A 12843-nucleotide genomic window follows, 5' to 3' on the forward strand; every position below is an offset into this window, starting at 1 on the left:
TGCTGTTTGATTAACTTTACTACGACGTATGATAGGCCTTGATTTGCTTCCTGTTCTAGTGTCAGGGGGGGCATTATGTTACATATGGACTTCGCCAATTTGCTGCCTGTTAGCTCATCTGGATTACGTACCTATTTTATCGCTTTATCCGTGGTAGTAATATGCCTTCCTTTTTGGCTAACCGTTACTGTTTTTAGAAAGAATTAGCGTACCCTACTGGTTATAATCTGCGTTATATTTGAGTTATGAAGAAGTTCACCCTATTCAACTCTAAAACGCAGCCCTGTGAGAGTGGTCAGGACGAACAAGTATGGCAGGCGTTTAAGCGGGGAGATGCACTTGCCTATGCTGATTTAGTTAATATATATTATCCTATATTATTAAAATATGGTTTACGCCTTTCTAACGATGCTGACGTTGTGAAAGATTGTTTGCACAATCTTTTTATTGATATATGGAATCGCCGTGAGCGGCTAAACGAAGTGCGTTCTATAAAAGCATACTTGTTAACATCCTTACGTAGGCAGCTTTACAAAGAAATACAGCGATCCCAGCGAATATTTTCAGTTGATACTTCTTTTGATGAATACGATTTTCAGGTTCAATTCGCAATCGAAACCGATATAATCGATAAAGAGCGGAACGACGAAAATTTGTCTAAGTTGAAGGCCAATCTGGCGCAATTGTCGAAACGTCAGCGGGAAGCTATATACCTGCGGTTTTATCAGGCTCTGGACTATGAGGATATCGCGCAGATTATGGCTATCAACCAGCATTCAGCTGTGAACCTGATCTACGAGGCCCTGAAGCTGCTTCGTAAATACTGGGTGAGCTTATTCATGGTCATCCACTTCACCTGCCTGTAATTTTTTTTCAATTTTTTTTAGGACTATTCCCACCCAGGCCGCTCTTACCTGTAAGAGGCTGTAACTCTGTGTCTAGCTGATGAAAGACTACCAGTCATATACAACAGACGATTTCGTTCAGGATCTCCACTTCCGGGAGTGGGTGCTTTGTGCGCATCCGGAACAGGACAATTTCTGGCCAGATTGGCTAGTGGCTCATCCTGAACAACAGGAAACGGTTGAACAAGCCAGACTGATTGTACGTAGTCTACGCGTCATCGACATTCCGATCGATCACCTGGGTGTTCAGGAGTCGATTGCCCGTATTCTGGAGACTCGACAGCCAATTCGATCCCTGCCGGTGTACCGACGTACCTGGTTTCAGGTCGCCGCTTCGGTGGTGCTCGTGCTGGGTGTCGCTGTAGGGGGGTGGCAGCGGTTTGCTTCTGGGATATTAGTAGGGGATAAGACTGGCTTTCGACAGGAAATTGCTACTACTGACAAACGGAAGGTAATTAACCTGCCCGACGGGAGCATCGTTACCCTAGAACCAGGTAGTCAGTTACTGGTTAGTACTAGCTTCGGGCAGAAAAATCGGGAAGTAACGCTGATTGGCGAGGGATTTTTCGAAGTAGCCAAAAACCCCACCCAGCCCTTCCTGGTCAACACGGGGAAAATAGTCACCCGAGTAGTAGGTACCAGCTTCACCATAAAGGCGTACGATACCGACAGTAATATATCTGTATCGGTCAGAACCGGCAAAGTGCGTGTATTTAAAAAGCGGGGTGAACAACGGGGAGATACCCCGGCTGATGAAGTCCTGCTGACGCCGAACCAACGGGCTGTGTTTGTCATAACCGACGAACAGTTTATAAAGACCCTGGTCGAGAAGCCAGTAATTGTTAGCTCGCCTGTTCAGTACAACCCCTTCGAGTTTAGTGAGACTCCGATTCCGCAGGTGTTGACAACCTTATCAGCGGCTTACGGTGTATCGATCAGCTACGATGCTGAAGCGTTGGCGAGCTGCAACCTGACGGCCTCATTAAACAAGCAGGATCTGTACCAAAAACTTGACCTGATTTGTGAAGCGATCCACGCCACTTATCAGGTTACAGATGGCCAGATAAAATTGTCTGGGCGGGGGTGTAATTGACCGGTATCTTTCACTATTTTCTTAGTTCTTAATCAATTCATCAACCACTAATTCATTGTCTTTATTGTAAAAAAACAAGTTGATTACCAAGTACATAAAGTAAAAAGTCGGATGTGGTGGAGCACATCCGACTGACAAAAACCCAGTTGGTCACCATCCGAAAAATCGGTTGGTCAGGGACGTTTTTGATTAACCTTTTGCAATCATTCAAAAACAAAACAAACGTATGAAAAAAGTTTCTAAGGCGCGTAGCTTCTCGTATCGAATTATGAGAATGACTTTTATGCAATTACTCCTCTTATTTCTCACTCTAGGTGTAACGTATGCTGTAGATGGGTACGGTCAAGAGGTGCTTAATAAGCGCATTTCGCTCCGGATGGGTGGGAAAGCGGTAAAAACAGTTCTGTCGGCGATCGAATCGAGAGCCGATATTCGGTTTATTTATAGTCCTAAGCTCATTCAGGCAGAACGGCTCATTTCTATCAATGCTCAGAATCAACCGCTTAGTGAGGTGCTGGCCACGGTTCTGAAACCCTTACAGATCAATTACCGGCTGGTGGGCAACGATATCGTACTGAGTCAGCTGACAGAAGGTACGACTATGCTGTCGACACCAACGGGTTCGGGTCAGGTTGCGCTGGAAGAGGTTATTACCGGCAGAATCACGGACCAGACCGGTGAAGGCATTCCCGGCGTCAATATAGTGGTGAAAGGCACCCAACGCGGCGCCGTGACAGATGCCGAAGGCCGATACCAGATCACAGTTCCCGATCAGAACGCGGTATTGACCTATAGCTTTGTTGGGTACGTTAAGCAGGAGGTTACAGTAGGTAGCCGGTCAACGATTGATATTGTGTTGGAGTCAGACACCAACTCGCTGAATGAAGTAGTGGTGGTTGGTTATGGTACGCAGCGTAAATCATCGCTGACGGGAGCCATTGCGTCTGTTTCTGAAAAAGAGATCAGCACGCTGCCTGTACCTAACATTTCGCAGGCCCTGCAGGGTCGAGCGGCTGGGGTGACCGTAACGAATAACGGCGCACCCGGCGAAGCACCAATCATCCGGATCCGGGGCGTCGGCACGATCAACAATGCCAATCCGCTGTATGTAGTTGATGGTGTGCCGGTGGGCGACGGATCAAACATCGATCCGAAAGACGTACAGTCCGTCGAGGTATTGAAGGATGCGAGTGCCGCTGCCATTTATGGGTCACGCGCGGCAAACGGGGTAATTCTGATTACCACAAAGCGTTCGAACTCGAAAAAGCTGAGCGTGAACCTCGATTCTTACGTCGGCGTGCAGAGTGCCTGGCGTAAGCTTCCCCTCCTGAATCGGGATCAGTACATTGCTTATGGCACCGATTTGCTGAACAACGGAGACGCGTATTTTGGCCGGCCTGCCGGTTCAAGCTTACCCCCTCGCTGGCTGACTGGTCTGGATCAGCCCATCTATCCTGGAGCAACCCAGACGTTTCGGCAGACCGATACCGACTGGCAGGATGAGATGTTCAGAAACGCGGCAATTCAGCAGCACCGGCTTGAGTTGACGGGCGGTAATGATGTATCGAAATTCTTTCTGTCGGGCGGCTTTTTCAGTCAGGACGGCATCATGATCGGTACGAACTACAAACGTGGAAACCTTCGCCTCAACTCAGACCACAAACTGGGTAAGCGGGTTAGCCTGGGTCAAACACTGTATTTGTCGTACGATACACGGCGTATCGAGCAAAATGGCGGATCGATCGGCACGCAGATTCGGAATATCATCAATACCATTCCGTACCTGCCGGTTTACAACCCGAACAACCTGGGTGGCTTCGAGGGTGCCCGAAATGTGGATGGTACGGATCCTTCGAATCCGGTCAGGAATTCGCTTCTGAACAGCAATACGCTGGAATCCACCACCGTCTTCAGCACTTTGTATCTGGATGTTGAACTCGTTCCGGGTTTGAAGTACCGTTTTCAGGGTGGTATCAATATTTATAATTCGATTGGCCGGACGGTCAACCCGAGTTTCGATAGCGGACCCGGTGGATTTGCCTCGCTTAGCTACGCCAACATTACGCAGGATAGGGGGCAGTCGATTGCGCCAATTCTGACCAACCAGCTGAGCTACAACAAGGTGTTTGGTAAGCACACGATCAATGCAACGGCCGTGGCTGAACAGCAAACCTCGGTATTCTCGAATATCAACGTAGGGGGGACCAACTCGATCACCAACGTGATTGTTGAGCCAACCAACCTGGCCAGTCCTCGTATTGGTGCCGGTCGTTTCGAATCGGCAATTATCTCGTATGTAGGTCGCCTCAACTACGAATATGCCGGCAAGTACCTGCTAGGGGTATCGTTCCGTCGTGATGGTTCGTCGAAGTATGCACCCGGTAAGAAATGGGGTAACTTCCCGGCGCTCTCTGCCGGATGGCGCGTTAGTGAAGAGTCGTTTATGAAAAGCCTGCCGGTCTTTAGCGAACTTAAAATACGGGGTAGTTACGGCTTAGTAGGTAACAACAACATCGGCGATTACGGCTATCAGGCCACGTTGTCGAGCGATCCATACTACGAATTCGACAGAACGACGTCGATTCAGAGTCAGGGCTACACCGTTCGGAAACTGGCCAACCAGGACCTGAAATGGGAAAGCGTAGAAATGTCGAACATCGGTCTGGACGCCAGCCTGCTGAATGGGAAGGTCTCGTTCTCGTTCGATTATTTCAACAACCTGACGCGCGACATGGTACTCAACCGCCCTATTCCACCGTCGATGGGCTATGATGAGGCTCCGCTGGCAAACGTAGGGTCGGTTCGGAACCGGGGTATCGAAATACAGGCTGGCTACCAGGCTACTTCTGGTGCACTGACCTGGTCGCTGAGCGGCAACCTGAGTGCCGTTCGGAACAAAGTCATTTCGCTGGGCGACGAGGGTAATACCATTTTTGGAGGCGACTGGTACGGCGATAACCTGTCAAGAACGGAGGTTGGACAGCCTATCGGTTATTTCTATGGCTACCTCACCGACGGTATTTTCCAGAATCAGGGCGAGATAGATGCCTGGAAGGCAAAGACTACCGATGCGGTTGCAAACGTGAACTCACCTAATCCGGGCGATCTCCGCTTTGTCGACGTAAACGGTGACGGTGTAATCAATCCGAGCGATAAGGTCAACCTTGGCCACTTCCTGCCTAAGTTCACCTACGGTACAAACTTCTCGGCCCGGTGGAAAGGCTTGGATCTGAGCCTGTTTGTTCAGGGGGTACAGGGTAACCAGATTTACAGCACGGTGAAATACAACTTGGAAGGCATGACCCGGCTCTTCAACGCAGGTACAGCCGTGCTCAACCGCTGGACTACACCCGGACAGGTTACGGACGTACCCAGAGCGGTGGCCGGTGATCCAAACCTAAACGCCCGGGCTTCGAACCGGTTCGTTGAAAGCGGCTCATACGTGCGGTTAAAGAACCTAACCATAGGCTACGCGCTGCCGTCGACCTGGCTTACCCCGTTTGGTAGCTCGTTTATCTCGAAAGCTCGTGTTTATGTATCTACGACCAACCTGTTTACCATAACAGGGTATAAAAGTGGCTACGATCCGGAGATTGGTTCATTTGGTGGATCGTCTCTGACGAATGGCATTGACTACGGTCAATACCCGCAGGCCAGAACCATCATGGCTGGACTGCAACTAGGATTTTAGCCATTAACAGCTCGATATACAGTAGCTAATTCTCGAAACGACATGAAAAGCAACATAGTTAAAGTAGTTCTGCTCAGTTCGCTTGCCCTCACTTTTTCCTGCAACGACAGTATTCTGGACAAAGTGAACCCCACCCAGTTATCAACGGAGACGTATTTCAAGACGGGTAACGAGTTGGTAACCGGCGTCAATGCGGTGTATGCCGGTTGGCAGGGATTGAACCTCTACGGACGTGAATATTTCTTTCTTCACGATCTGCGGGGCGATGATATGCAACCTGGTGGATCACAACTCGAAATTCAGCGGGCACAGCTGATCAATGGTGGGCAGGATGCCTCCAACACGGTAGCCAATGACGTTTGGCTGGGCTTGTACCGGGTCATTCACCGGGCCAATGTAGTGATCAGTTTTGCACCGGGCGTGCAGCAGAGCATTACCGAGGAGTTACGGAATCGGGTTGTAGGTGAAGCCAAGTTTCACCGGGCCTGGGCCTATTATGAATTGGTATCGATCTGGGGTGGCGTTCCGCTGTACAAAACATACGCTACTTCGCCCGACGAAAGCCAGCCAAGAGCAACGCAAGAGCAAGTGTACGAACTGGTTATCAGTGACCTGAAAGAGGCTATTGCTGGTTTACCGCTAAAGTCAGCCTATTCCGACAACGACATCGGTCGGGTATCCAAAGGCGCAGCCCAGTCGATGCTGGCTCGCGTGTACATGCAACGGGGCGATTATGCCGCCGCCAGAGAACAACTTGCGGCTGTGATTGCCTCCAACCAGTATAAACTGACCGATAACTACATCGACAACTTCAGGGAGGAGAACGAATTCAACTCAGAATCGGTCTGGGAAATCTCCTTCACCGAAGCCTTTGGTGGCCTGAACTGGAGCGGTGATGGCAACGGTGTCAACGGGGAAGTGACTATTCGTGGCCAGGAGTACGGCCCCAATGCGTGGCGGAACCTGATTCCGTCGAATGGTCTGCTCGCCGAGTTCGAAACCCGTACCAATGGCAGCACGAAAGATGATACCCGTTTCCGGGATTCATTCTATCAGGTAGGTGACACGTTTAACAACGGTACCCAAACGCTGACGGATATACAGGGGGCTGAGCCAAAGATCAGCTGGAAGAAGTACCAGAAGATCTACAAGGCTGCGTCGGAAAACTCGCAGTCGGGTATCAATTTCCGGGTGATTCGGTATGCCGAGGTGCTGCTGATGATGGCTGAGTGCGAGAACGAGGTGGGGTCGCCGGCAACGGCTGTGACGTACCTGAACCAGGTACGTGCCCGGCCAAGTGTGGCGATGCCTGGTTACCCGACAGCCAAATTTCCAACAACGACTAAAGCGCAGGTCTTTACCGCTGTTGTACACGAAAAACGGGTTGAGCTAGGCGGCGAGCAAATTCGTAACCTGGATATCCTGCGTTGGCGCAAACAGAATAAGCTTGCCCAGGAGCCAATTTCGTATTTCGCGCCAAACAAACATGAGTTGCTGCCAATCCCACAAACGGAGATAAACAACAACTCAAAAATTAGTCAGACCGATCAGAATCCTGGTTACTAGGACTGCCTACGCGTTCGTTATTCGTACCACCCCCGGTCAATTGGGGGTGGTACATTTTTTTAGACGATTGCCCTTTACCCTATTTGCTATGAGCGTTACCCGTTTAGCTGCCCTTTTACTGTGCCTAACCCTTTCGTTAGACGCCTGCCAGTTTGGTAAAAAACCGGTTTTTTCGCTGGTAAGCTCAGCTAACTCACACCTTACCTTCACCAATACGATCACAGAAACCGATAGTTTCAATGTGCTTAACTTCGAGTACATCTACAACGGGGGCGGCGTTGGTATTGGCGATGTGAATAGCGACGGCCTTCAGGATGTGTTCTTCACGGGTAACATGGTCTCGTCGAAGCTGTTTCTGAACAAAGGCGCGCTTACGTTCAGCGATATTACTGTACCGGCCAACGTCAGTACAACGGCCTGGTGCACGGGCGTGGCGATGGTCGACATCAATCAGGATGGGCTGCTCGACATATACCTGTGCACCGTTCACCCCGACAAGACCAGATCGGCTCCGAACCTGCTGTTCATCAACAAAGGCGTCGATGAGGCGGGCACTCCCCGCTTCGTTGAGTCAGCCCGCCAGGTTGGACTGGCCGATACGAGTTACTCAACGCAGGCCACCTTTTTCGATTACGACCTGGATGGCGATCTGGATATGTATTTGGTCAACAACGGCCTGGAAGACTACAACCGGAATGTGGCGGTAGGTCAGAAAACAGATGGCACCGGCCGCAGCCTCGATAAGCTCTTTCGGAACGATGGCCTGCAACCCGATGGGCTTCCCCGGTTCACCGATGTTTCCCGGCAAGCGGGCATCAATACAGAAGGCTGGGGACTTGGAGTCGTTACTAATGACATAAACCGGGATGGGTATCCCGATCTGTACATCACCAACGATTTCCTGTCGAACGACCTGATGTACATCAATAACCAGGATGGCACCTTCACCAACAAAATCAACCTGGCCTTAAAGCATCAGGAGCAGAACGGAATGGGCGTCGATATGGCCGATCTGAACAATGACGGCCTGAACGATATTGTGGCCGTTGATATGTTACCCGACGATAACCTGCGGCAGAAATCGATGTTTTCCGACATCAATTACGACCAGTTTCAGACGGTGCTGAACCGAAAATACCAGCCTCAGTATGTTCGAAATACCCTACAGCTTAATAACGGTGCCTCAGCCCAGGGGTTGCCAACCTTCAGTGATGTTGGGCAATTGGCCGGCATCGAGGCCACCGACTGGAGTTGGAGCCCACTGCTGGCCGATTTCGATAATGATGGCAATCGGGACATTCTTATCACAAACGGGTACCCCAAAGATGTAACGAACCTCGACTTTAGCATCTATTCAAAAGATGCGTCCATGTTCGGTACGAAAGAAGCCAAACTGCGCAACATCACGGAGGCCACCAACAAGCTGGAAGCGATCGACAAGCCTGATTTTCTGTTTCAGAACAAAGGGAATTTGGCCTTCACTAACGTTGCCTCCGAATGGGGGCTTAAAGAACATGCTGTCAGCAATGGCGCCGCCTATGCCGATCTGGATAACGATGGTGACCTGGACCTGGTGATGAACTCCATTGACAGTGAAGCGCTCCTGTATGAAAATCACATACAGGATGCTGACGCCAAAACGAAGCCGAATTACCTCCGGCTGAAACTGGCTGGTTCGAAGGGAAACCCAACGGGGCTGGGCGCAAAACTGACGATCTGGTATAGAGGCGGCCAGCAACAGTACGCCGAGCAGGTAATTCAGCGCGGGTACACGTCGACCGTGGAGCCTTTCGTGCACTTTGGCCTCGGCGACCAGGCAATGGTCGACTCACTTCTGATTACCTGGCCAGGTCAAAAAGTGCAGAAGCTGACAAACGTGACGGCCAATCAACTCCTTACGTTGCACGAAGACCGAGCCAGGCCAGGTACGTCTTCAGGCGGGCCAGAACCAGCTCCGTTATTTAGCCTGGCGCCGTCACAAACGACCCCTCCTTACAAGCAGACTGAACTTGATTTTGTCGATTTTAAATGGACCAGCCTGCTGCCCAGGAAATATGCACAATCGGGGCCGGGCATTGCGGTTGGCGACGTGAACGGCGATGGGCTCGACGACTTTGTTGTGAGCGGGTCGGCGGGTAACCCGGCTACGATTTTCTTGCAACGGCCAGACCAGACCTTCTCAGTCGACCACCTGCCAGCTAAAGAGTCGGAGGATATGGGCCTGCTCTTGTTCGATGCCGACAACGACGGGGATCAGGACCTTTACTGTGTTAGCGGAAGCAGTGAATTCGGGGCCGACGAAAAAGCGTACCAGAGTCGATTCTACCGAAATGCCGGAAAGGGCGTTTTCCAACTCGATACGACCGCCTTGCCCCTGATCTCGGCTAGCGGTAGCTGCGTAGTCGCCAGCGACTTCGATAAGGACGGCGATCTGGATTTGTTCATCGGCGGCCGGCTTGTACCGGGCCAGTACCCAACCGCGCCTGCCAGCTATTTACTTAAAAACGACGGTAAAGGGCATTTTAGTGATGTTACCGACCAGGTTGCGCCAGCCCTGCGACGGGCCGGCATGATCACCAGCGCCTTATGGACCGATTACGATAACGACGGCTGGGTTGACCTGCTGGTCGTTGGTGAGTTTATGCCGGTTACCTTCCACAAAAACAACCAGGGTAAAACGCTGGGCCAGCAGTCTGTCGTATTGCCCAATTCAGTGGGCTGGTGGAACTCGGTTGTTGGTGGCGACTTCGACAATGACGGCGATATTGACTACATCGCCGGAAACCTGGGGCTCAATTCCCGTTACCGGGCATCGGCCGAGCAGCCCGTTTGCCTGTATGCCAAGGATTTTGACAACAACGGGCGTATCGACCCCATTCTCTGTCGCTTTATCCAGGGGAAAGAATACCTGACGCACCCGCGCGAAACCCTCAGCACCCAGATGGTGAGCATGCGTCGGCGATTCATTCACTATAGCGATTACGGCAATGCCACCTTTTCCGACGTGTTCGATGCAGATGCCCTCAAAGGGGCCCTTGTCTTCAAAGCGACCAACATGGCGTCATCTTACATCGAAAACAAAGGAAACGGCCAGTTTACACTCCATCCACTGCCTATTCAGGCTCAGTTCTCGCCCTTATTTGGCCTGCACATTACTGACGTGAACGGCGACGGCAACCTGGACGTGCTGGGCGTCGGAAATGAGTACAGTACTGAGCCACTCACGGGTTGGTACGATGCGGGCATCGGCACTTGCCTGCTGGGCACCGGTACCGGCACGTTTACTGCCTTGCCGTCGGCCCAAAGCGGTTTTCTGGTCGATAAGGATGCCAAGGCATTTGCCGAGGTACGTCTCGCCAGCGGGCAGCCTCTGTACGTTGTTACCCAGAATCAAGATAGTCTCCGTCTGCTGACGATGGCTACCCGAAAGCCCGGGGCGCTTATTAAGCTTCGCCAGGGTGATGCGTTTGCCATGACCAAACTGGCAAACGGTAAAACCCGAAAGACAGAATTTTATTGGGGGAGCGGGTACCTGTCTCAGTCATCGCGGGTAACGACAGTAGCAGCCAGTTCGACTGGCTATGTCATAGATGGACAGGGGCGGCGCCGCTCTTTATGATCTATCGCGTCAGGATAGATTAACTGATGTTGTGAACCCCAAAAATGCGTGAACGAAAACAGGCTGTATACACAAAGAGAGGACACCAGTTTGTCCTCTCTTTGTGTATACAGCCTGTTGACTATTGATTGCTACCAGTAGCCCGTGTTCTGTTAGTAGCCCGTGTTCTGTGGAAACTTGGGTCCTTCAACAGTACGGTCAATCTGTGTCTGAGGAATTGGCCGAAGAACGTGGAAATCCTTGATGTAAGGAGCCGCCTCTGTATTCCAGGCCTTTACACGCCGTACCAGTGATTGGGTACGAACCAGGTCATGGTAGCGCATCCACTCGCCGAACAGTTCGCGGCTGCGCTCATCCAGGATGAAATCAACCGTTACATCATTGGCGGCAATTGTCATCGCTGTGGCGGCTGCCGTATTTTGGGCAGCTGAGTTTGTTTTACGGAAAGAAGCCCGCTGGCGAATTACGTTGAGGAGTTCAGCGGCCTTCGCTTTATCGCCAGCCATCAGGTACGCCTCTGCACCAACAAGGTACACTTCAGAGAAACGGGTAAGCACCACTGGCCGGGTCGACGGGTCATTGATATTACTACCCCGGCTTGGGTCCATGTGCTTCTTGATAGCAGGATACAGGTTGGCATTCCAGGTGCTCGGTGGGGCCACGATACCTTTGAAAGGCCGTGTTCCTACAAACTGTGGCGCACCAACTACTTCGAAGTCAGGTAGCCATACCGCTGTGTCAACACCAACCTGCATCGTGTAACCAATGCCACGTCTGTTGTTGGCTGCTGTGGCCGTGTTCGTCACGCTCGTATTCGAGATATAGACCGTGTAGAACGTATTGGCAAACCGTGAGTCTACATCCCGTTTCACAAAAGCCTGATCAAGGAAGTAGTTCTTGCCGGCATTCTCTCCCGACGACTGTTTCACACTGTTTGGGCGGATACGTGCGTATGGACGGCCATAGAACGCATCACGTACCATACCCGACGTACCTGAATTGACCAGCACACCATTTGTATTGACAAATGAGTTGATACCGCTGTTGTTGGGGTAGTTCCAGTTGGCGAACCAGGGTGTTAGGTTCTGCGCTTCGCCGCCACTGGCACCGCCACCTACTGTATAGTAGCCAAATTTGGCATCTAGTACGTGATCGCTCACAAACATCGTCTCTTTCCCGTAATCATTGGCGGGAACAAACGCGTCGCCAAAATCCTGCCACAAGTCTAAACCATAGGTACCTTTCGCGGCGATGATATCACTCGAAATTTTGGCGGCCTGCGCAAAATCTGCCTGTGAGTTTGTCAGCCAGCCACGCGTCAGGTATGCTTTCGCCAGAAAGAACAGGGCGACCGGCTTGGTAGCCGCTTTTCCGAGAAATGGCGCGGTTGGTCTGTCGGGCAATGCCGCGGCTGCTTCGGTTAAGTCTTGAATGATCAACTTATACACTTCCGTCGCCGGATCCCGTTTGGCGCTTTGCGACGGCACCGTTATGAACTCCGTGCTTAGTGGAACATCCCCCCATGTCTGTACCAGATAGAAGTACCAGAACGCCCGCAAAAACTTGGCCTGCGCCAGGTACTGGTTTTTCGTGGCTGTAGGCAGGTCAATGCTCTGCCCAAACTTCAATACACCGTTAAGGGTGTTGATTGCCGTAAATGACGTACCCCAGGCTGAGCCGAAGTTGCTGCCATTCAGGCCGTTAAACGTATGGACGGGGCCTCCGCCACTACTCGCCCCCTGAATGAACTCATCGGTACCTGCCTGCATCTCAATCGAGAAGCCTTCGGTACCCCACTGGTTTCGGGTTAGGTTATATACCCCGGCAATACCGCCTAATACGCCGGCGGGGCTATTGAAATAAGAAGGTACAATTTGAGATTGCGGCTTTTCTTCAAGTATACTGTCGCAGCCTAAGCAGGACAGTAATGTGAACGCAATGGCTGAAATATGTATTTTTTTCATCTTGA

At 51.4% G+C, this 12843-nt stretch carries 6 protein-coding genes; 5 read left to right on the plus strand and 1 reads right to left on the minus strand.

The window, feature by feature from the left end:
* The first annotated feature begins 245 nt into the window (after positions 1-245).
* From F7231_RS18150 to F7231_RS18170, 5 genes are all read left to right on the plus strand, one after another.
* Complete coding sequence (locus F7231_RS18150) at positions 246-866, plus strand: RNA polymerase sigma factor (protein WP_166692949.1); 621 nt, start codon at positions 246-248, stop codon at positions 864-866.
* Positions 867-945: 79 nt separating this feature from the next.
* Positions 946-1998, plus strand: a complete 1053-nt coding sequence (locus F7231_RS18155) for a FecR family protein (RefSeq protein ID WP_166692950.1) — start codon at positions 946-948, stop codon at positions 1996-1998.
* 226 nt (positions 1999-2224) lie between these two features.
* Positions 2225-5689 (plus strand): TonB-dependent receptor, encoded by a 3465-nt coding sequence (locus F7231_RS18160; RefSeq protein WP_166692951.1) that lies wholly within the window; start codon positions 2225-2227, stop codon positions 5687-5689.
* Between the two features lie 42 nt (positions 5690-5731).
* Positions 5732-7255: a RagB/SusD family nutrient uptake outer membrane protein gene (locus F7231_RS18165; protein WP_166692952.1), complete on the plus strand. Its 1524-nt coding sequence runs from the start codon at positions 5732-5734 to the stop codon at positions 7253-7255.
* Positions 7256-7343: 88 nt separating this feature from the next.
* Entirely contained in the window at positions 7344-10874 is a 3531-nt protein-coding gene (locus F7231_RS18170; RefSeq protein WP_166692953.1) for a VCBS repeat-containing protein, read from the plus strand.
* 152 nt (positions 10875-11026) lie between these two features.
* Here F7231_RS18170 and F7231_RS18175 read toward each other — a convergent pair whose 3' ends face one another.
* Positions 11027-12838, minus strand: a complete 1812-nt coding sequence (locus tag F7231_RS18175; protein WP_166692954.1) for a RagB/SusD family nutrient uptake outer membrane protein — start codon at positions 12836-12838, stop codon at positions 11027-11029.
* Positions 12839-12843 lie beyond the last annotated feature (5 nt).

The organism is Fibrivirga algicola (assembly GCF_011742925.1).
GTDB classification, from domain to species: domain Bacteria; phylum Bacteroidota; class Bacteroidia; order Cytophagales; family Spirosomataceae; genus Fibrella; species Fibrella algicola.

Excerpts from the sequence above, each read along its gene's own strand:
- F7231_RS18160 (WP_166692951.1), top strand. The coding sequence starts at position 2,225 with ATGAAAAAAGTTTCTAAGGCGCGTAGCTTCTCGTATCGAATTATGAGA.
- F7231_RS18165 (WP_166692952.1), top strand. The coding sequence starts at position 5,732 with ATGAAAAGCAACATAGTTAAAGTAGTTCTGCTCAGTTCGCTTGCCCTC.
- F7231_RS18155 (WP_166692950.1), top strand. The coding sequence starts at position 946 with ATGAAAGACTACCAGTCATATACAACAGACGATTTCGTTCAGGATCTC.
- F7231_RS18150 (WP_166692949.1), top strand. The coding sequence starts at position 246 with ATGAAGAAGTTCACCCTATTCAACTCTAAAACGCAGCCCTGTGAGAGT.
- F7231_RS18175 (WP_166692954.1), bottom strand. The coding sequence starts at position 12,838 with ATGAAAAAAATACATATTTCAGCCATTGCGTTCACATTACTGTCCTGC.
- F7231_RS18170 (WP_166692953.1), top strand. The coding sequence starts at position 7,344 with ATGAGCGTTACCCGTTTAGCTGCCCTTTTACTGTGCCTAACCCTTTCG.